Annotated in this window: 20 protein-coding genes; 13 read left to right on the top strand and 7 right to left on the bottom strand. The window is 73.0% G+C overall.

All coding sequences use genetic code 11. The features are described from left to right. The first annotated feature begins 8 nt into the window (after positions 1–8). A complete protein-coding gene (locus FLX07_RS05965; protein WP_142568422.1) occupies positions 9–644 on the top strand; it encodes a DUF3043 domain-containing protein in 636 nt (211 codons plus the stop codon). A gap of 70 nt (positions 645–714) precedes the next feature. On the opposite strand, the gene FLX07_RS05960 is transcribed toward FLX07_RS05965, so the two are convergent. Then, a complete protein-coding gene (locus FLX07_RS05960; protein ID WP_142568421.1) occupies positions 715–1,797 on the bottom strand; it encodes an SMI1/KNR4 family protein in 1,083 nt (360 codons plus the stop codon). A 96-nt stretch (positions 1,798–1,893) separates the two neighbouring features. On the opposite strand from FLX07_RS05960, the gene FLX07_RS05955 reads away from it, so the two are divergent. Further along, entirely contained in the window at positions 1,894–2,892 is a 999-nt protein-coding gene (locus FLX07_RS05955) for an aldo/keto reductase family protein (RefSeq protein ID WP_142568420.1), read from the top strand. 79 nt (positions 2,893–2,971) lie between these two features. Here FLX07_RS05955 and FLX07_RS05950 read toward each other — a convergent pair whose 3' ends face one another. Next, positions 2,972–3,178 carry a hypothetical protein gene (locus tag FLX07_RS05950; protein WP_079313380.1) on the bottom strand — a complete coding sequence of 69 codons (207 nt, stop codon included), beginning with the start codon at positions 3,176–3,178 and terminating at the stop codon, positions 2,972–2,974. A gap of 161 nt (positions 3,179–3,339) precedes the next feature. On the opposite strand from FLX07_RS05950, the gene FLX07_RS05945 reads away from it, so the two are divergent. Together FLX07_RS05945 and FLX07_RS05940 are read left to right on the top strand one after the other, a co-directional pair. Further along, positions 3,340–4,401 carry a bifunctional adenosylcobinamide kinase/adenosylcobinamide-phosphate guanylyltransferase gene (locus FLX07_RS05945; protein ID WP_142568419.1) on the top strand — a complete coding sequence of 354 codons (1,062 nt, stop codon included), beginning with the start codon at positions 3,340–3,342 and terminating at the stop codon, positions 4,399–4,401. Between the two features lie 119 nt (positions 4,402–4,520). Next, positions 4,521–5,450: an adenosylcobinamide-GDP ribazoletransferase gene (locus FLX07_RS05940; protein ID WP_142568418.1), complete on the top strand. Its 930-nt coding sequence runs from the start codon at positions 4,521–4,523 to the stop codon at positions 5,448–5,450. 18 nt (positions 5,451–5,468) lie between these two features. Here the strand turns inward: FLX07_RS05940 and FLX07_RS05935 are convergent, their stop codons facing one another. The 3 genes from FLX07_RS05935 to FLX07_RS05925 are packed head-to-tail and all read right to left on the bottom strand — an operon-like array spanning position 5,469 to position 7,824. Next, positions 5,469–6,449 carry a CPBP family intramembrane glutamic endopeptidase gene (locus FLX07_RS05935; RefSeq protein ID WP_229689633.1) on the bottom strand — a complete coding sequence of 327 codons (981 nt, stop codon included), beginning with the start codon at positions 6,447–6,449 and terminating at the stop codon, positions 5,469–5,471. 5 nt (positions 6,450–6,454) lie between these two features. Continuing rightward, positions 6,455–7,468, bottom strand: coding sequence for a DUF1648 domain-containing protein (locus tag FLX07_RS05930; RefSeq protein ID WP_142568416.1), 1,014 nt, complete (start codon positions 7,466–7,468; stop codon positions 6,455–6,457). Beyond that, positions 7,465–7,824 (bottom strand): GntR family transcriptional regulator, encoded by a 360-nt coding sequence (locus FLX07_RS05925; protein WP_142568415.1) that lies wholly within the window; start codon positions 7,822–7,824, stop codon positions 7,465–7,467. The genes FLX07_RS05930 and FLX07_RS05925 overlap by 4 nt, the downstream gene beginning before the upstream one ends. Positions 7,825–7,960: 136 nt before the next feature. On the opposite strand from FLX07_RS05925, the gene FLX07_RS05920 reads away from it, so the two are divergent. The 6 genes from FLX07_RS05920 (at position 7,961) to lipB (ending at position 14,966) form a co-directional block, all read left to right on the top strand. Continuing rightward, positions 7,961–9,481: a leucyl aminopeptidase gene (locus FLX07_RS05920; RefSeq protein ID WP_142568414.1), complete on the top strand. Its 1,521-nt coding sequence runs from the start codon at positions 7,961–7,963 to the stop codon at positions 9,479–9,481. A gap of 153 nt (positions 9,482–9,634) precedes the next feature. Continuing rightward, positions 9,635–11,014, top strand: a complete 1,380-nt coding sequence (lpdA, locus tag FLX07_RS05915; protein ID WP_142568413.1) for a dihydrolipoyl dehydrogenase — start codon at positions 9,635–9,637, stop codon at positions 11,012–11,014. A gap of 33 nt (positions 11,015–11,047) precedes the next feature. Further along, positions 11,048–12,514, top strand: coding sequence for a 2-oxoglutarate dehydrogenase, E2 component, dihydrolipoamide succinyltransferase (gene sucB, locus FLX07_RS05910; protein WP_142568412.1), 1,467 nt, complete (start codon positions 11,048–11,050; stop codon positions 12,512–12,514). 112 nt (positions 12,515–12,626) lie between these two features. After that, positions 12,627–13,517 (top strand): TIGR01777 family oxidoreductase, encoded by an 891-nt coding sequence (locus FLX07_RS05905; protein ID WP_142568411.1) that lies wholly within the window; start codon positions 12,627–12,629, stop codon positions 13,515–13,517. A gap of 34 nt (positions 13,518–13,551) precedes the next feature. Continuing rightward, positions 13,552–14,292, top strand: coding sequence for a Type 1 glutamine amidotransferase-like domain-containing protein (locus FLX07_RS05900; protein WP_142568410.1), 741 nt, complete (start codon positions 13,552–13,554; stop codon positions 14,290–14,292). A 2-nt stretch (positions 14,293–14,294) separates the two neighbouring features. Then, on the top strand, positions 14,295–14,966 hold the full coding sequence (gene lipB, locus FLX07_RS05895) for a lipoyl(octanoyl) transferase LipB (protein ID WP_229689632.1): 672 nt from the start codon (positions 14,295–14,297) through the stop codon (positions 14,964–14,966). Positions 14,967–14,969: 3 nt separating this feature from the next. Here lipB and FLX07_RS05890 read toward each other — a convergent pair whose 3' ends face one another. Both FLX07_RS05890 and FLX07_RS05885 read right to left on the bottom strand, forming a co-directional pair. Next, the gene (locus FLX07_RS05890; protein ID WP_229689631.1) at positions 14,970–15,257 is read right to left on the bottom strand and encodes a DUF6204 family protein; all 288 of its coding nucleotides are present in this window, start codon (positions 15,255–15,257) and stop codon (positions 14,970–14,972) included. Continuing rightward, complete coding sequence (locus FLX07_RS05885) at positions 15,254–15,907, bottom strand: TetR/AcrR family transcriptional regulator (protein ID WP_142568408.1); 654 nt, start codon at positions 15,905–15,907, stop codon at positions 15,254–15,256. Before FLX07_RS05885 ends, FLX07_RS05890 begins: the two co-directional genes overlap by 4 nt. A gap of 273 nt (positions 15,908–16,180) precedes the next feature. Between FLX07_RS05885 and lipA the strand changes: the two genes are divergently transcribed. Genes lipA through FLX07_RS05870 form a run of 3 tightly spaced genes read left to right on the top strand, consistent with a single transcriptional unit; the run spans position 16,181 to position 18,626 of the window. Continuing rightward, positions 16,181–17,122 (top strand): lipoyl synthase, encoded by a 942-nt coding sequence (lipA, locus tag FLX07_RS05880; protein ID WP_142568407.1) that lies wholly within the window; start codon positions 16,181–16,183, stop codon positions 17,120–17,122. A gap of 29 nt (positions 17,123–17,151) precedes the next feature. Continuing rightward, a complete protein-coding gene (locus tag FLX07_RS05875; protein WP_142568406.1) occupies positions 17,152–17,823 on the top strand; it encodes a DUF4191 domain-containing protein in 672 nt (223 codons plus the stop codon). A gap of 29 nt (positions 17,824–17,852) precedes the next feature. Continuing rightward, entirely contained in the window at positions 17,853–18,626 is a 774-nt protein-coding gene (locus tag FLX07_RS05870; protein ID WP_229689630.1) for a class I SAM-dependent methyltransferase, read from the top strand. Positions 18,627–18,701: the final 75 nt, after the last annotated feature.

The raw sequence follows: 18,701 nt of genomic DNA, 5'->3' as shown, positions 1-18,701 counted from the left end.
TGGGCGACGTGTTCCGACGTCGCAGCCAGACCTCCGCGGAGGACTCCCCCGTCCCTGTAGAGGATCCTAAGCCCCACGGCACCCCGGGGAAGGGTCGTCCTACCCCGAAGCGGAGCGAGGCGCAGGGCCGCCGCCGCTCCCCGGTGACCGCTCCGGCCAACCGCAAGGAGGCCTACCGCCTGTCGCGCGAGCGCGACAAGACGCTACGCAGCAAGCAGCGCGAGGCCCTGCTGCGGGGCGACGAACGGGCGCTGCCGGCACGCGACCGCGGCCCGGTGCGCAAGTTCGCCCGCGAGTGGGTGGACTCGCGACGGCTGCCGGGGCAGTACTTCCTGCCCGTCGTGTTCGTCATCATGCTGCTGTCAATGGTGCCGTTCCCGATCCCGGTCCGCTCGGCCGTCCTGCTGGTCTACACCATGTCGCTGCCGGTCGTGATGGTGCTCGTGCTGGCGAGCTCCTTCTACGTGGCGGGGAAGGTGAAGAAGGAGGCGGCGGAGAAGTTCCCGGGCGAGGACCTCAAGGGCGTGGGCTTCTACGCGGCGATGCGCTCGTCCCAGATGCGCCGCCTGCGTTTCCCCAAGCCGGCCGTCCTGCCCGGCGGCCTCCCTGTCGCCCTCAAGAACACGGCCGGCGCGAAGAAGTGACCCGCACGGCCGCCTGACCCGGGCCGTCTCAGCCGGGCTGCCTGACCTGGGCCGCCTGGGCCGGGCCGCCTCACTTCCACTCCAGGACGCCCTCGCGTACCACGGGGACCCACCCGCCCACCGGGCCGCCCTCGGCGAGGGCGTCCGCGGTGCTCTTGAGCAGCGCGTAGTACGACGACCACTCGTCCTCGGCGTACGGCATCTCCCAGTCGGCCGAGCCCACGCCGCCGGTGGCGGAGCCCACGCCGCCGGTGGCGGAGTTCGTCACGAGATAGTCGCCGAAGTCGGAGTCGTAGGCGAAGGGGATGCCTCCGCCCAGCCCGCAGGCCTCGGGCCAGGAGGAGACCAGCCCGCGGGCGCCCATGATCTCGTAACTCGACGAGAACCGGAACGCCGCCGGGCCGCGGGCGCCGTCGTGCCGCAGCAGCGAGGCCCTGAGCGAGTCGGGGATGCGCCTCCCCAGCCGGGCCTCGGCCTTCGCCAGCAGCACATGACCGGCCGGGCCGTTCAGCGAGGCGTACGTCCTCGGCGCGTGCGCCTTCAGCCACCTCTCCATCCGCCGCCACTGCCGGTTGACCGCGGCCGTCACGCGCCGGGAGACCGGCCGCACGGCCGGGGCCGTGGAGCCCGTCTTCCTGAGCGCGCACGCCGGGTCGCGGGACGGCAGCGGCGGCTGGGCCGCGGGCACACCGGTGACCGGATCCGCCGACGGGACCGCGGTGGCGGGTTCGGCGTACGCGCCCGCGTACGCGGCCCGGCCGGAGGCCGTCCCGGCCTGCGGGCGGAACACGGCGTTCTCCAGCAACTGCGACGCGAGCACGAGCAGGCCGAGCGCGGCGAGCGCGGCCGTCCAGCGGCGCGCCTTCCTCCCGCGCGGCCGCTCGATCCGGGGGAGGCTGTCGAGGAGACGGGCGATCGGCGCGCCGCCCTCCGGCCGGTCATACCTCTCGAGGTCCTCGCTCGTGGGCCATCCGAGCAGGGGCTCGGGGCCGCGCCCGGCCAGGTCTCCGGCATCCCCCGGCGGAGCGGGGTGCCGCGAAGCCGGCGGGGCAGGGTGCGGAGCGGCCGGTGCCTGCGGAGCGGCACGGCGCCGGCGTGCGACGACGACCAGTCCGGCGGCCGCACCGGCGACCAGCGCGACGACCAGAGCCACTCGTACAGGGCGAGAAGCGATCAAGCGGCGCACGCCGGGCACCTTATCGCGAACCACCCGGCGGAGTGACGCGATGTCATGACCTAAGGTCGGACCATGGAATACCGTCATCTTGGCCGCAGTGGCCTCATGGTCAGCGAGATCAGCTACGGCAACTGGATCACCCATGGGTCGCAGGTGGAGGAGGACGCCGCCGTCGAGTGCGTCCGAGCGGCTCTCGACGAGGGCGTCACGACCTTCGACACCGCCGACGTCTACGCCGGGACCAGGGCCGAGGACGTCCTCGGCCGGGCGCTGAAGGGCGTGCGCCGCGAGTCGCTGGAGATCTTCACCAAGGTCTACTGGCCGACCGGGGAGGGCAAGAACGACCGCGGGCTGTCCCGCAAGCACATCACTGAGTCGATCAACGGGTCGCTCCGGCGGCTGCAGACCGACTACGTCGACCTCTACCAGGCGCACCGCTACGACGCGGAGACGCCGCTGGAGGAGACCCTGCGGGCCTTCGACGACCTCGTACGGCAGGGCAAGGTGCTGTACGTCGGCGTCAGCGAGTGGTCGGCCGACCAGATCGCCAGGGCCCTGAAGATCGCCGACGAGATGGGCTTCGACCGGCTGGTGTCCAATCAGCCGCAGTACTCGATGCTCTGGCGGGTCATAGAGGCCGAGGTCGTGCCGTTGTGCGAGAAGGAGGGCCTGGGCCAGATCGTCTGGTCGCCGATCGCGCAGGGTGTGCTCACCGGCAAGTACCTGCCCGGCCAGCCGCCGCCGGCCGGATCCCGCGCCACCGACCCGTCCGGTTCGGGCTTCATCGGCCGGCTGATGGACGACGAGCTGCTGCGCCGGGTGCAGGACCTCAAGCCGATCGCGGCCGACCTCGGGCTCTCGATGGCCCAGCTCGCCGTGGCGTGGGTGCTGCAGAACCCGAACGTGTCGTCGGCCATCATCGGGGCCACCAAGCCCGAGCAGGTGCGCGACAACGTCAAGGCCGCGGGCGTGAAGCTCGACGCCGAGGTGCTCAAGAAGATCGACGACGTGCTCGGCCCGGTCGTCGAGCGTGACCCGGCCAAGACCGTCAGCCCGCCCACGCGTCCCTGACACCGTCGCCGGTCCTGCCGGACCGGTGTCGTCACGGGGGTCGGCACCGCGCTCGTCGCGGTCCCGGCCCCCGCCCGGCTCATTCGGCGCGCAGGGACATCCCCGAGTATTCGACCCGCTCGTCCTCCATGAGCGTGACCTGCTCGACACCGGCCTCGAGCAGCTCGCGCCAGCTCTCCCCCAGCCACGACTCCGCGTCCGACTGGCTGGAGAAGATCTCCCGGGGCAGCGGCCGGTCCGTGACCTCGCCGCCGTTCGCGTCCTCGTAACGCCACCGCCAAATCATCCGCACCCGCTCCTTCGGTTCCTCGCGGCCCCCGCGCGGGACTTCACGCCAGGGCCGGTGCGGCACAACGACCGTGCAGCCGGACCCTATCCTCTCTTCCCGGCGTCCACTCCCCCGCCGGCGCGGGGCGCCCGGCGACACGGACGCGGAAAGGCAGCGGCATGGAGATCCGCCTGGAGGGAACCGGCGGCCCGGAGGGCTGGCCCGTCCCCGGCTGTCCCTGCGCGTCCTGCGGCCGGCTCGCCCCCGGCCACCGGCGTCCGGCCTCCATCGTGCTCGACGGCCGCGTACGGCTCACGGACGCCCGCCCGCCCGCCGGGTACGTGATCCGCCGGACGGCCGACGGGTGCGAGGTCACCGGGCCCGGCGGCGATCGCCTGCTGTACGCCGTGGGACCCGCCACCGGCTCTCCCGCGCGGGACGCGGACGCGCCCTTCGACGTGGTGCTCATGGACCTGCCCGACCGGCCGGAGCGGCTGGGCGACCTGCGCCGCCGCGGACGGGTCACGCCCGCGACACCGATCATCGCGGTGCACCTCGGCCACCGGGTCCCGGCGGAGAGCGAGCTGGCCCGCCGCCTGGGATTCTGGGGCGCGACGGCCGTCCCCGACGAAACCGTCGTGGACACGGCGAGCGTGCGGGCGGCGAGCGTGGAGGCGGCGCCGTGGGTGCGGCCACGCCGGACGCTGCTGCTGGGCGGGTCGCGGTCCGGCAAGTCCGAGGAGGCCGAGCTCCGCCTGGCCGCCGAACCCGAGGTGACCTATGTCGCCACCGGGCCCTCGGGCGGTGACGACCCGGCCTGGCTCGCCCGTGTGCGCGCCCACCGTGAACGGCGCCCGGCGCACTGGCGGACCGTGGAGACGACCGACCTCGCGTCCGTCCTGTCCGGCGGTCCGGGGACGTCGCTCATCGACGGGATCGGCACCTGGCTCGCCGCCGTGTTCGACGAGTGCGCCGCCTGGCCGGACGGCACGCCCGCGGCCAGCCATCGCGCCGCCCTCGACCGGGTGGCAGAGCGGTGCGACGCGCTGACGGCCGCCTGGCGCGGCACCCGCGCCCGGGTGGTGGCGGTGACCGACGAGGTGGGCCTCGGGGTGATCCCGGCCACGCCCGCCGGACGGCTGTTCCGCGACGCGCTCGGCCGCCTCAACCAGGCACTCGCCCGCGAGTCCGAGGACGTCGCCCTGGTGGTCTCCGGGCGGGTCGTCCCGTTGCCCCTGTGAGAACTACGATCTGCCCTCGTGCCCCACGAACCCTCCCGCATGAGCGAGCGAAGCGAGCAGATCGGCAAGCACAGGGTGATCCGCTCATGCGACCGTGAGCCGCCAGGCAAGGAGCCGGCATGAGCGGCCCCGGCGCGGCCTGGCGGCTCGCGGTCGGGACCCTCACCGTCTTCCCCGTACGGCCGGTGGAGGTCGACCGCGCCGTGGCGGGACGCGCCATGTCGCTGGCGCCGTTCGTCGGCCTGCTCCTCGGCCTGGCCGCCGCCGTGGTGCTCGCGGTCGCCGGCGCGGTGTCGGGCTCGCCGCTGCTCGGCGCCGTCCTCGCGGTGGCGGCGCTGGCCTGGCTGACCCGGGCCCTGCATCTGGACGGCCTCGCGGACCTGGCCGACGGGTTCGGCAGCGGCAGGCCGGCCGACGGCGCGTTGGAGGTGATGAAGCGCTCCGACATCGGCCCGTTCGGGGTCGTCACCATCGTGATCGCCCTGCTCGTGCAGGTGGCCGCGCTGTCGCGGGACGGCACGGCCGCCTGGGCCGCGCTGGTGACGGCGGCGGCGACCGGCAGGCTGGCCGTCACGTGGGCGTGCCGCGGGGGCGTGCCCGCCGCCCGGCCCACCGGCCTCGGCGCGCTCGTCGCCGGCACCGTACGGCGGGGTGCCGCGATCGGGGCCACCCTCGCGACCGCCGCCGTGGTCGCCGTGCTCGCTCTCGCGGAGGCCGCCGGTCCGTCGCTGCTGGACTACTGCCGGCCGTCCGGTCTGTCGAACCCCTTCGACCGCCCTCATCCCGCGCTGGTCACCTACTCCGAGGTGACCGGGTACACCTCTGGCCCGGACGTGCGGCCCGCCGGGGTGCTGCACCACCTGGCGGCCGATCCGTACCTGATCACGGTGGCCGGGCTGCTGCTGGCGATGGCCGCCGGACTGGGGGCCGCCGCGCTGCTGCGCCGCCGGGCCGTACGGCGGCTGGGCGGCGTCACGGGCGACGTGCTCGGCGCCCTGGTGGAGACGGCCACGACGGTCACGCTGCTGACCGCCGTCCTGCTGATGTGACCCTCGCGAACAGGCGGCTCAGCGCGGCGCGGTGACGGGACGCAGCCGGTAGGCGACGAGGACGGCGGCCGCGAGCAGCACCCAGCCGACGACCCCGGTGATCCCGGCGAGCGCCGCGTTCGGCGGGGCGGCCGTGTCGCCGAGGAGCAGCGCCAGGCCCGCCACGGCGTTCAGCGAGCCGTGTGCGATGACCGCGGGCCACACGCTGCGGGACCGCAGCCGCATCCAGCCGAGCAGCGCCCCGAAGATGACGCAGAAGCCGACGAACAACACCGCCGCCCAGGCGCCGAGCTCCGGGTAGTTGTAGCCCTTCAACGTGAGCGGCGCGTGCCACAGACCCCAGATCACGCCGGACAGCACCATCGCCGGCCACACCCGGGCGGGCCGCCGCTCCCCCGGGCCGGGCACTCCCGCCGGCTCGGGCGAGACGCCCGGCATCGGCGAGACCGCCGGCACGGGGGCGACCGCCGGGTCGCCGAGCAGGCGCGGCAGCAGCCAGCCCCGCCAGCCCCACTCCTCTCCGAACGCGGGGATCGCGTTGATGAACGGGGCGATCAGCACGGCCTGCACGACCTGCACGACGTACAGGACCCGCGGGTCCAGCGGCACCTTGTCGGCTGCCGCGCCCAGCTGCGCGCGGAACAGGCTCAGCCCGGCGAAGTCGAGGCTCACGACGCCGACGGCGGCGCTCACCAGGAGGGCGACGGCCACGAGAAGCGGCACGCCGAGCAGCGCCGCCACCAGGAGCGGGGCCGTCGTGCCCCGGTCCGGTCCGAGCGTGAGCCCGGTCGCCCGCGCCCATTCCCGCAGCGGCGTGCCGCGCCGCCGGGTGAGCCACACGGCCAGTACGCCCAGGGACGGCGTGAACATGATCGGGATGCCGAGGAGCTGGAAGGCGGACGGGCTGACCGGTCCCGTCCACAGGGGCAGCGCGATCAGCCACGAGGCCCCGAACGCGACGAGGAGGAACAGGCAGACATCGGCGTTGCGCCGGATCACGCTCATCACCTTTCGACGGAGGGGTGCTGCCGGGCGATGAGGGCGTTGAGCAGGGCGGCGCCCGCGGCGGCGTCGTCCACCGTGATCCCCAGCTCACCGCCGGAGGTGTACCTGACGACCAGGCACTCGCCGCCGCGGATCATGATCGTGGCCCGTCCGGGGAGCCCTCGGTAGCCCCAGCCGCCCACCTGCGCCGGATACCGCTCCTCCACCCACGCCCGCTCCACACGGTCGAGACGCACCCTGCGCAAGGGCCACCGCAGCGGGCCGACCGACACCGTCAGCGATTCGGGGACGACCCGCACCGATACCGACGACAGCACCGCGCCGACCACGCCCGTCAGGGCCAGAGGCACCACGGCGCCCCACCCGTCGCGGATCAGGCCGGACCGGGCCGCGGCCGCGATGACCACCGCGGCGGCGAGCGCCACGAGCGTGAGCCAGGACGCCCACGGCGCGGTGGCGGTGGAGACCCACACCGGCCGCTTTCCCGGACTGAGGTCGATCACCGGTTCCGCCGGCGGCGGCGCCGGGGAGGCGTCCGGGCCGCGGCGGCCGGCGAGCCAGCCCAGCGCCCCGAGCGCGATCGGCGCGACGACGACCACCGCGACCTGCCAGGTCATGCCCGCCGCGCGGGTCCAGTCGCCGCGGTCGAGGTTGGCGGCGACCGTGAACGCCTGCGTGGTGATCAGGAGCCCGCCCGCCCAGGCCAGCCCGGCGCAGTAGAAGGCGCGCGGCGCCCGGCGGACCAACGTGCGAGCGCGCGCCGCGACGCCGATGCCGATCCCCGCGACGGCGACCCACAGCACGACCGGAAAGAGCGCGAAGGCGGCGAATGACATCGAGCCGTCGGGCCGCCCGGACGGCCCCCAATGAGTGGCCAGCGGGTCCGGCAGGCGGCCGGCGAGCACGAGCGGCACCGCCACGAGCACGGCGGCGACCAGGACGGCCCAGGCCGCGGCGGCCGGCAGGAATCGGGTGCGGAAGCCGGTTGCGGAGGTGTCGCGCGGGTCGGTCATGCCATTTCCTCACTGAGGTCCGTGATGAGAGCGACGACGTCGCCGGCGGTGAGGCCATACCTGGCGGCCTCGTCGAGCAGATCGCGCGCACGCGTCCTGAGCGCCGCGCGGCCGTCCGGCCGCCGCAGCACCGACACGCCGCGCCCGCGGCGGAACTCCAGCAGGCCCTCGTCCCGCAGGTCGCGCAGCGAGCGCAGCACCGTGTTCGCGTTGACGCCCAGCGCGTGGGCCAGGTCGCGGGCGGGCGGCAGCCGATCGCCGGGGGCGATGTCCCCGGCCTCGATCGCGCGCCTGATGGCGACGGCCACCTGTTCGTGCAGGGGCCGCGGATCGTTGAGATCGAGCGTGAGCAACATGATGCTACCGACATTAGCACCATATGTCCGGAAGGGCGCGATGGTACTAGTTCCATTGGCATCATCGAGGCCACCGATAGGTAGGATGAACCCTCGTTTATGCGTAGCCGAGTAAGCCCAGCTAGCATCGGCTCACGTGACCACAGTGCGCATCAACGCATCTGACGCGGTCTCCATCGAGACCAGTGCTCTCATAATCGGCGTCCACACGACCCCGGAGGGTCCACGCCCGGCTCCCGGAGGTGAAGGCCTCGACCAGGCCCTGGACGGACGACTAGCCGAGATCCTCACCACCATGGGGTTCACCGGCAAGGCCCAGGAGATCGTCAAGATCCCGACCTTCGGGGCGCTGCCCGCGCCCGTCGCCGTCGCCGTGGGACTCGGCGACGCCCCGCAGGACGGCCCCGGGGATAACTACGACCTTGAAAACCTGCGCCGCGCGGCCGGAGCCGCCGTCCGCTCCCTCGCCGGCACGGCGTCCGCCACGCTCGCTCTGCCCGCCCGTACGGCCGCCGAAGCGGAGGCCGTGGCGCTGGGCGGCCTGCTGGGCGCCTACGACTTCACGCGCTACCGCACCGGCGGTGACCGCAGGCAGCCGGTCGGCGAGCTGACCGTCCTGTCCGGCGCGGCCGGGGCCGAGGAGGCCGTCGCGCACGCGGCGACGCTCGCCGACTCCGTGACCCTCGTCCGCGACCTGGTGAACACGCCGCCGTCGGACCTCTGGCCCGCGCGTTTCGCCGAGATCGCCCAGGAGACCGGCCTTGAGGCCGGCCTGTCGGTCGAGGTGCTGGACGAGGTCAGGCTCAAGGAGGACGGCTACGGCGGCATCGTCGGCGTCGGCCAGGGCTCGGTCAACCCCCCGCGCCTGGTCCGCGTCGCCTACACCCACCCCGAGGCCACTCGGAAGGTCGCGTTCGTCGGCAAGGGCATCACTTTCGACTCCGGCGGCCTGTCGCTCAAGCCCTCCGCCTCCATGGACTGGATGAAGTCGGACATGGGCGGAGCGGGAGCCGTGTTCGGCGCGCTCGTCGCGATCGCCCGGCTGGGCCTGCGCGTCAACGCGGTCGGCTACCTCTGCCTCGCCGAGAACATGCCCTCGGGCAGCGCCCAGCGTCCCTCCGACGTCCTGCACACCTACAGCGGCAAGACCGTCGAGGTGCTCGACACCGACGCCGAGGGCCGCCTGGTGCTGATCGACGGCATCGCCCGCGCCGCCGAGGACGAGCCCGACGTGATCATCGACGTCGCCACCCTGACCGGCGCCCAGATCGTGGCGCTCGGGTGGCGCACGGCCGGCGTGATGGCCAACGACGACGCCCTGCGCGAGGAGATCGTCCGCATCGCCGGCGAGCAGGGCGAGGGCGCCTGGGGCATGCCGCTGCCCGCCGAGCTGCGCAAGGGGCTCGACTCCGCGGTCGCCGACATCGCCAACCTCCAGCCCGAGCGGTGGGGCAGCATGCTCGCCGCGGGCATCTTCCTGCGGGAGTTCGTCCCCGCGGGCGTCCGCTGGGCGCACGTGGACATGGCCGGGCCGGCGTTCAACAAGGGCGAGCCGCACGGCTACACGCCCAAGGGCGGCACCGGCGCGCTGACCCGCACGCTCGTCGCCGTGGCCGAGCGCTACACGGGGAACGGGACGTCCGCGCAGGCTGTTTAGACAGAAAGAGCCTTCGCGGGCTGTTCGAAGAGGGAAGACGGCTCCGCCGCGGCCTGCCGTGCGGGCCCGGGCCGGGGCCACGATCTTCCGGGACAAGTGAAAAGATGCTGCCGGATCCACCCGGCGGTGTGAATACGACCAAGGAGCATTCCAGTGGCTGATGGCAGCGGCCCCTACGACATCGTCGTCCTAGGTGGCGGTAGCGGTGGTTACGCCTGTGCCCTGCGGGCGGCCGAGTTCGGCATGAACGTCGTCCTCATCGAGAAGGACAAGGTCGGGGGCACCTGCCTGCACCGCGGCTGCATCCCCACCAAGGCGCTGCTGCACGCGGCCGAGCTCGCCGACCAGGCCCGCGAGGGTGAGTCGTTCGGCGTCCGCACCCGGCTGGAGGGCATCGACGTCCCCGGCGTCCACGCGTACAAGGACAAGGTGATCGCGGGCCTCTACAAGGGCCTGGCCGGGCTCGTCAAGAGCAAGAAGATCACCGTGGTCGAGGGCGAGGGCCGCCTGGCCGGCCCCGGCCGCGTCGTGGTCGGCGACCAGGTCTACGAGGGCCGCAACGTCGTGCTGGCGACCGGCTCGGTGCCGAAGTCGCTGCCCGGCCTCGACATCGACGGCGAGAAGGTGATCAGCAGCGACCACGCGTTGGTCCTCGACCGGATCCCGTCCTCGGTCGTCATCCTGGGCGGCGGCGTCATCGGCGTCGAGTTCGCCAGCGTGTGGCGCTCCTTCGGCGCCGAGGTCACCATCGTCGAGGCGCTGCCGCACCTGCTGCCGCTGGAGGACGAGTCCAGCTCCAAGCTGCTGGAGCGCGCCTTCCGCCGCCGTGGCATCAAGTACGAGCTGGGCACCCGGTTCGAGAGCGTCAAGACCACCGACACCGGGGTCGTCGTCTCCCTCGAGAACGGCAAGACCCTCGACGCCGAGATCATGCTCGTCGCCGTCGGCCGCGGCCCCGTCTCGGCCGGCCTCGGTTACGAGGAGAACGGCGTCGCGATGGAGCGCGGCTACGTGCTGGTCAACGAGTTCTGCCAGACCAGCGTGCCGGGTGTGTACGCCGTGGGCGACCTGATCCCCACGCTGCAGCTCGCCCACGTCGGCTTCGCCGAGGGCATCCTGGTCGCCGAGCACATCGCCGGGGTGAACCCGGTGCCGATCGACTACGACGGCGTGCCGCGCATCACCTACTCCGAGCCCGAGGTCGCGTCGGTGGGCATCGCCACGTCGGTCGCCCGCGAGCGCGGTCACGACGTCGTCGAGCAGAACTACAACCTCGCCGGCAACGGCAGGAGCAAGATCCTGCAGACCCAGGGCGAGGTCAAGGTCGTCGCCGAGCGCGACGGCCGGGTGCTCGGCGTCCACATGGTCGGCAGCCGGGTGGGCGAGCTGATCGCGGAGGCTCAGCTGATCTTCAACTGGGAGGCCACGGCCACCGACGTCGCCCAGCTCATCCACCCGCACCCGACCCAGTCCGAGGCCCTCGGCGAGGCCATGCTGGCCCTGGCCGGCAAGCCGCTGCACGTCCACAACTGAAGCCCTCCTAGCGAACGCGAGAGAAGACACACCATGCCGGTCTCCGTAACCATGCCCCAGCTCGGCGAGAGCGTTACCGAGGGCACCGTCACCCGCTGGCTGAAGAAGGAAGGCGACCGCGTCGAGGCCGACGAGCCGCTCCTCGAGGTGTCGACCGACAAGGTCGACACCGAGATCCCTTCGCCGTCCGCCGGCTACCTGACCAAGATCATCGTTGCTGAGGACGAGACGGTCGAGGTCGGCGCCGAGCTCGCCCTGATCGACTCCGAGGCGGGCGCCGCCCCGGCCGCCGCCGAGCCCGCGGCTCCGGCTCCCGCTCCGCAGCCCGAGCCGGAGCCCGCTCCGGCCCCTGCGCAGGCCGCGGCGCCCGAGCCCGCCCCCGCCGCGCCGATCTCGTCGATCCCGCAGCCGGCGCCCCCGGCGCCCGCCCCGGCCCCGGCCCCGGCCCCGCAGGCTCCGGCCCCGCAGGCTCCGGCGCAGCAGGCTCCGGCCGCGCAGCCGAGCGAGCCGACCCCGCTGCCCTCGTCCGGCGAGAGCCCGTACGTCACGCCGCTGGTCCGCAAGCTCGCCGCCGAGCACAACGTCGACCTCGACGCGCTGACCGGCACCGGCGTCGGCGGCCGGATCCGCAAGCAGGACGTGATCGAGGCCGCCCGCGTCCAGCGTGAGCAGGCCGCCGCCGCTGCCGCCGCTCCCGCGGCCCCGCAGGCGGCGCCCGCCCCGGCCCAGGCTCCCGCCGCCGCGCCCGCCGCGGCGGAGGTGCGGGTGGACACCACGCTGCGCGGCCGTACGGAGAAGATGTCGCGCCTGCGGCAGACCATCGCCAAGCGCATGGTGGAGTCGCTGCAGGTCTCGGCCCAGCTCACCACCGTGGTCGAGGTCGACGTCACCCGCATCGCCCGCCTGCGCGACCGGGCCAAGGGCGAGTTCCTGCGGCGCGAGGGCGTGAAGCTGTCGTTCATGCCGTTCTTCGCGCTGGCCGCGGTGGAGGCGCTCAAGCAGCACCCGAAGCTGAACGCCACGATCAACAGCGAGACCAACGAGGTCACCTACTTCGACGTCGAGCACCTCGGTTTCGCGACCGACACCGAGCGCGGCCTGCTCGTCCCGGTGATCAAGAACGCGGGCGACCTCAACATCGCCGGGCTCGCCCGTAAGATCGCCGACCTCGCCGAGCGCACCCGCACCAACAAGGTGAGCCCGGACGAGATCACCGGCGGCACGTTCACGCTGACCAACACCGGCAGCCGGGGCGCGCTGTTCGACACGCCGATCCTCAACCAGCCGCAGGTCGGCATGCTGGGCACCGGCGCGGTCGTCAAGCGCCCGGTCGTCGTGGACACCCCGGAGGGCGAGGTCATCGCGGTCCGCTCGATGGTGTACCTCGCGCTCAGCTACGACCACCGCCTGGTCGACGGCGCCGACGCGGCCCGCTTCCTCACGACGATCAAGCACCGTCTCGAGGAGGGCCGCTTCGAGGCCCAGCTCGGCCTGGCGTAGCCGCGGGCCCGGGGCCGGCGCGAGCCGTACGCCCCGGACGCCTCTGGGGGCCGTCCCGCGTTTCGCGGGGCGGCCCCCTTCGTTTCCGGGTAGTGATCGGTGCGTGGAGACGATGACGACAGTGGTGACGGGCTCCTCGGGACTGCTCGGGACGGCTCTGGTGCGCGTGCTGCGCGCCGACGGGCACGAGGTGCGCCGCCTCGTACGCCGCGCGCCCGCCGGGCCGGACGAGCACTTCTGGGACCCTGCGGGCGGCACGCTCGACCCCGGTGCGCTGGAGGGCGCCGACGCCGTCGTCCACCTGGCCGGCGCCGGGATCGGCGACCGCCGGTGGTCCGAGGCGTACAAGCGGGAGCTGGTGGCAAGCCGGGTCAGCGGCACGCGCACCCTCGCCGAGGCGCTGGCCCGCGCCGACGGCGGACCGCGGGTGCTGCTGTCCTCCTCCGCGATCGGCTTCTACGGCGACACGGGGGATCGCGCGGTGGACGAGTCCGCGCCGGCGGGCACGGGGTTCCTGGCCGATCTGGTGGGCGCCTGGGAGGCCGCCACCGCGCCCGCCGGGGAGGCGGGCGTGCGGGTGACGCCGATGCGCACGGGTGTCGTGCTCAGCGGCCGGGGCGGCGCGCTCGCCCGGATGCTGCCGATATTCAAGATGGGCGCGGGCGCCGTGCTCGGCAACGGCAGGCAGTACGTCTCATGGATCTCGCTGCCCGACTGGGTAAACGCGGTCCGCTTCCTGCTCGCGCACGACCTGGCCGGGCCGGTGAACCTGACGGCTCCCGAGCCGGTGACCAACGCCGAGTACACCGCCGCTCTCGCCAAGGCGCTGCGGCGCCCGACGATGCCGCTGCCGGCACCGCGCCTCGCGCTGCGTCTGGCGCTCGGGGAGTTCGCGGAGGAGGCCCTGCTCGCCGGCCAGCGGGTGCTCCCCCGGCGGCTGCTCGACGCGGGTCATCGGTTCGCCCATCCCACCGTCGGCGAGGCGCTGGCCGCCGTACTCTAAAGAGTCATTCGATCCGGGAACGGGAGTGGTGGGCATGAGCCGCATCGGGCAGTCGCACATCGTCGCCATCGGAGGCGGGTCATTCCGGCAGACGGAGCGATACGGGTTCATCGAGCCGACCGCCCTGCTGCGTTACGTCCTCGACCTGACCGGCCAGGACCGGCCCAAGCTCGGCCTGCTCGCCACGGCGACCGGCGACGACTCCGAGTGGCTGCTCAAGATGTACGGCGCGTTCGCCAGCTGGGACGTCGAGGTGAGCCACCTGACGGTCTTCCCGATGCCGAACGTCGAGGACCCCCGCGAGTGGATCCTGGAGCAGGACGCCATCTACGTGAGCGGCGGCAGCGTCGCCAACCTCGCCGCGCTGTGGCGGCTGCACGGCCTGGACGAGGCGTTCGCCGAGGCCTGGCGGGCGGGGATCGTGCTGTCCGGGCAGAGCGCGGGCGCGCTGTGCTGGCACGTCGGCGGCAACACCGACTCGTTCGGGCCGAGGCTGCGTCCCTGGGCCGAGGGCCTGGGCCTGCTCCCCTACTCCTGCGGCGTCCACTACAACTCCGACCCCCAGCGGCGGGCGCTGCTGCACGAGTCGGTCGCGTCGGGCGAGCTGCCCGAGGGCTACGCCGCCGACGAGGGCGTGGCGCTGCACTACGTGGGCACGGAGTTCATCCAGGCCGTGACCACCGACCCCGAGGGGTACGCCTACCGGATCGAGCGGGACGGGTCCGCGGTCAAGGAGCTGCGTGTCGAGCCCCGGCTGCTGACCTCTACGCTGTGAACGTGAAGGACGATGGGAACGTGAAGGGCGTGGCCATCGTCCGCCTGGGCGTCGACGTACCGTACGAGCAGGCGTGGACCCTGCAGCGGCGGCTGCACGCCCGGCGGGCGGCCGACGAGATCTCCGACCTGTGCCTCATCCTGGAGCACGCCCCCGTCTACACGGCGGGCAAGCGGACGCTGCCGCACGAGCGGCCGGTCGACGGCACGCCGGTCATCGACGTGGACCGGGGCGGGAAGATCACCTGGCACGGCCCGGGGCAGCTCGTCTGCTATCCCATCATTCGCATCGGCGACGTGGTCTCCTACGTCCGCGTGCTGGAAGAGGTCCTGATCCAGGTCTGCGCCGACTTCGGGGTGACGGCCCGGCGGGTCGAGGGCCGTGGCGGGATCTGGGTGCCCGGTGACCCCGCGCACGGGCTGCCGGACCGCAGGATCGGCATGATCGGCATCCGGGTCTCCGGCGGGGTCACCATGCACGGCTTCGCGCTCAACTGCGTCAACGACCTGAGCTGGTACACCCGCATCGCCGGTGACGACGCCGGCGTCACGTCGCTGGCGGCCGAGACCGGCCGGCGGATCACGGTCGACGAGGTCATCCCGTTCGCCGGCAAGCGCCTCGCCGAGGCGCTCGGCGAGGAGCCGTACGACCTGTACGAGGAGGATCTCGCCTGACGGCTACGCGCCGCGGCCCTTCCTGCGGATCTTGATCTGGCGCATGTCGGTCACCGCGACCCGCAGGATCTCGTACGGGTGCCCGTGCGCGTCCAGGGCGGCCATCGCTCCGAGCGCGGCCTCGTCCTCGCCGTCGTCCGGCCCCGCGGGCACCTGGCAGCGGAAGGTGAAGGCGGACACGCTCGCGTCGTGGGTGAACGTGCCGCCCTCGGTGTAGGCGGCGCCGCCCGCCGCCGTCACGGCGGCCCGGCCGGCGTCGTCGAGGTCCTTGAACTTTCCTCTGATCGTCACTCTGAACACGGTCGTCCCTCTCGTACGGCGTAGGTGCGGACGCGCTCGCCCAGAAGGCTCTCGGCGACGTCGAGCAGCTCCAGCACGGCCGCGGCGATGGCGTCCGGGCTCTCCCCCGCCGTCGTACGCCGCCCGATCTCCGCGTACACCAGCGAGTGGAGGCAGCCGATGTGCCAGGCGACCACGCGCGGCAGCGGATCGCCGGCGTCCGCGCCGGTCTCCTCTGCCAGCGCGACCGCCAGCGCGTCGGTCATCTGACGGCCGAGGTCCTCCAGCCGGGCGGTCAGCGTGGGGGCGGCCCGCATCATCTCCAGCACGCGCCCGAATCCCGCGCTCAGCCCGACCGCGCGTTCGCGACCGCGTACCTCCCGGCGCAGGCGCTCCAGCACCGCGACGGCCGCCGACTGACCCGGCGGCCGCTCCCCCACGATGTCGGCCAGCCTCCGGGGCGACGCCTCCTCGGGCGGAAGCACCAGGTCCTCCTTGGCCTGGAAGTAGTTGTAGACGGTGTTCACCGAGACCTCGGCGGCCTGCGCGACCTCGGCCATCGTGACGTCGTCGAAGCCGCGTTCCACGAACAGCCGAACCGCCACCTCGGCGATGCGCCGCCGGGTCTGCCGCTTCTTGCGCTCCCGCAGCCCCTCAGCCATTTCTGCACCCTACTGCAAAATTACAATCGATTGCACTTTCCCGTGGCCCGGCCGGGCCGGACGGCCTCGGACTCGGATCGGCGCCGAGCTGTGGCGCCACCTCGCGCGATGGTCCGGGAGCCGTCCCGGATCACCTGAAAGCAGGTAATAAGCTGGGCTCATGAACGAGCGTTCCGACAGGCACGCAGGCCCGCGTACGGCGCCGGGCCGCGTGCTCCCGCTCGGACCCCGGGCCCGCGGACCGCTACCGCGGAGTGCTGCGAAGGAAGTCGCATGACCGTCGCTCCTGAAGGCCGAAAGCTCCTCCGCCTGGAGGTGCGCAACAGCCAGACCCCCATCGAGAAGAAGCCGCCGTGGATCAAGACGCGGCTGCACAACGGCCCCAACTTCAACGAGATCAAGTCGTTGGTGAAGGGCGCGGGGCTGCACACCGTGTGCCAGGAAGCGGGCTGTCCCAACATCTCCGAATGCTGGGAGGACCGCGAGGCCACCTTCCTCATCGGCGGCGACCAGTGCACCCGGCGCTGCGACTTCTGCCAGATCGACACCGGCAAGCCGGCGGAGTACGACAGGGACGAACCGCGCCGCGTCGCCGAGTCGGTGCAGCAGATGGGCCTGCGCTACGCCACGGTGACCGGAGTCGCCCGTGACGACCTGCCCGACGGCGGCTCCTGGCTGTACGCGGAGACCGCCCGGCAGATCCACGAGATGGTTCCCGGCTGCGGCGTCGAGCTGCTGGTGCCGGACTTCAACGGCGACCGCGGCCAGCTCGAGGAGGTCTTCTCCAGCAGGCCCGAGGTCCTCGCGCACAACATCGAGACCGTGCCCCGGATCTTCAAGCGGATCCGGCCCGCGTTCCGCTACGAGCGCTCGCTGGCGGTCATCACCATGGCCCGCGAGGCGGGGCTGGTCACCAAGTCGAACCTCATCCTCGGCATGGGCGAGGAGCGCGAGGAGATCGTCCAGGCGCTGCGCGACCTGCACGAGGCCGGATGCGACCTGGTGACCATCACGCAGTATCTGCGTCCCACCCCGCGCCACCACCCGGTGGACCGCTGGGTCAAGCCCGAGGAGTTCGTGGAGCTCCAGCGGGAGGCCGAGGAGATCGGCTTCGCCGGCGTCATGTCCGGGCCGCTGGTGCGCTCGTCCTACCGGGCCGGCCGCCTGTACCAGCAGGCGATCGCCGCCCGCGTGGGCGAGTCTCGTTTTCATTAAGTCAGCTCGGCGTTTGTATCCTTCACACCATGGCGAAAGACGCAGCGGCTCCGGGTCGCCTCAAGCAACTCCGGATGGTCGCACAGATCATTCAGCAGGCGAACCCCAAGGGTATGCCGATCGTCTACGCGTCGGCTCTGGGCACGCTCATCGTGTTCGTCGTCATCGGCGTGATCTTCGGCTGGACGTGGATCGTGTTCGGCGTCTTCGCCGCCGTGCTGGTGGGGATGGTCGTCTTCAGCCGGTTGGCGCAGAAGGCGCAGTACTCGATGCTCCACGGCCAGGCGGGGGCGACGTACGCGATCCTGCAGAGCCTGCGCGGCACCTGGCACGTCGAGGAGAAGCCGGTCGCGGTCAACCGCGACCAGGACCTCGTGTTCCGGGTCGTCGGATTCCCGGGGGTCATCCTGGTCTCCGAGGGCCCGCCGAACCGGGTGCAGCGCATGCTCCTCGCGGAGAAGAAGCGCGTGCAGCGCGTCGCGGTCGACGTGCCCGTGTACGACGTCCAGTGCGGTGACGCGGAGGGCCAGATCCCGCTGGCCAAGCTCCAGCGGCACATGATGAAGCTGCCCCGCAACCTGAAGAAGGGCGCCGTGTCCGAGGTCAACAACCGGATGCGCGCCCTCACCCCGGCCATCCCGATGCCGAAAGGCCCCATCCCCAAGGGCGCCCGGATGCCGCGCGGCCCGAAGATGCGCTGACCGCGTTGGACCTCGTGGGAAGGCGGCCGGTGTCCCGGTCGCAGACCTCCCGGGCCAACCGGGGCTGGTGGGACGGCGCGGCCGACGAGTATCAGGCCGAGCACGGCGGCTTTCTGCGCGACGACGGCTTCGTGTGGTGCCCCGAGGGGCTCGACGAGGCCGATGCCCGGCTGCTGGGCGACGTGGCCGGGCGCCGGATCCTGGAGATCGGGTGCGGCGCCGGCCAGTGCGGCCGCTGGCTGCTGGGGCAGGGCGCGGCGGTCGCCGCCGTCGACCTGTCCTACCGGCAGTTGCAGCACTCCCGGCGGATCGACATGTCCGCCGGGGCGGCCCTGCCCGTCGTGCAGGCCGACGCCGAGACGCTGCCGTTCGCGGACCGGTCGTTCGACCTCGCGTGCTCGGCCTACGGCGCGCTGCCGTTCGTGGCCGACGCCGGGGCGGTGCTGGCCGAGGTGCGGCGGGTGCTGCGGCCGGGCGGCCGGTTCGTGTTCTCCGTCAGCCACCCCGTCCGGTGGGCCTTCCCCGACGATCCGGGCCCGCGCGGCCTGACCGCCGACCGCCCCTACTTCGACCGGTCGCCGTACGTGGAGTTCGGCGAAGGCGGCGAGCCGTCGTACGTGGAGCACCACCGGACGATGGGCGACTGGGTGGGCCTGATCGCCGCCTCCGGCCTCGTGCTGACCGGCCTGACCGAGCCGGAGTGGCCGCAGGGCCACGACCGCACGTGGGGCGGCTGGAGTCCGCTGCGCGGGCGGCTGCTGCCCGGCACGGCTATCTTCCAGTGCGCCAGGGCGGCGTCGTAGGTCCCGGCGGCGACGTCAGAGGAAGTAACGCGGCCGGACATGCACCCAGGCCATCGCAATGACCCTGACCAGGGT

This window comes from Microbispora bryophytorum (genome assembly GCF_006874465.1).
GTDB classification, from domain to species: Bacteria; Actinomycetota; Actinomycetes; order Streptosporangiales; family Streptosporangiaceae; genus Microbispora; species Microbispora bryophytorum.
This window is presented reverse-complemented; position numbering and strand designations above follow the sequence as displayed.

Excerpts from the sequence above, each read along its gene's own strand:
- FLX07_RS05955 (WP_142568420.1), top strand. The coding sequence starts at position 1,894 with ATGGAATACCGTCATCTTGGCCGCAGTGGCCTCATGGTCAGCGAGATC.
- FLX07_RS05950 (WP_079313380.1), bottom strand. The coding sequence starts at position 3,178 with ATGATTTGGCGGTGGCGTTACGAGGACGCGAACGGCGGCGAGGTCACG.
- FLX07_RS05945 (WP_142568419.1), top strand. The coding sequence starts at position 3,340 with ATGGAGATCCGCCTGGAGGGAACCGGCGGCCCGGAGGGCTGGCCCGTC.
- FLX07_RS05940 (WP_142568418.1), top strand. The coding sequence starts at position 4,521 with ATGAGCGGCCCCGGCGCGGCCTGGCGGCTCGCGGTCGGGACCCTCACC.
- FLX07_RS05930 (WP_142568416.1), bottom strand. The coding sequence starts at position 7,468 with ATGACCGACCCGCGCGACACCTCCGCAACCGGCTTCCGCACCCGATTC.
- FLX07_RS05925 (WP_142568415.1), bottom strand. The coding sequence starts at position 7,824 with ATGTTGCTCACGCTCGATCTCAACGATCCGCGGCCCCTGCACGAACAG.
- sucB (WP_142568412.1), top strand. The coding sequence starts at position 11,048 with ATGCCGGTCTCCGTAACCATGCCCCAGCTCGGCGAGAGCGTTACCGAG.
- FLX07_RS05905 (WP_142568411.1), top strand. The coding sequence starts at position 12,627 with ATGACGACAGTGGTGACGGGCTCCTCGGGACTGCTCGGGACGGCTCTG.
- FLX07_RS05900 (WP_142568410.1), top strand. The coding sequence starts at position 13,552 with ATGAGCCGCATCGGGCAGTCGCACATCGTCGCCATCGGAGGCGGGTCA.
- FLX07_RS05885 (WP_142568408.1), bottom strand. The coding sequence starts at position 15,907 with ATGGCTGAGGGGCTGCGGGAGCGCAAGAAGCGGCAGACCCGGCGGCGC.
- lipA (WP_142568407.1), top strand. The coding sequence starts at position 16,181 with ATGACCGTCGCTCCTGAAGGCCGAAAGCTCCTCCGCCTGGAGGTGCGC.
- FLX07_RS05875 (WP_142568406.1), top strand. The coding sequence starts at position 17,152 with ATGGCGAAAGACGCAGCGGCTCCGGGTCGCCTCAAGCAACTCCGGATG.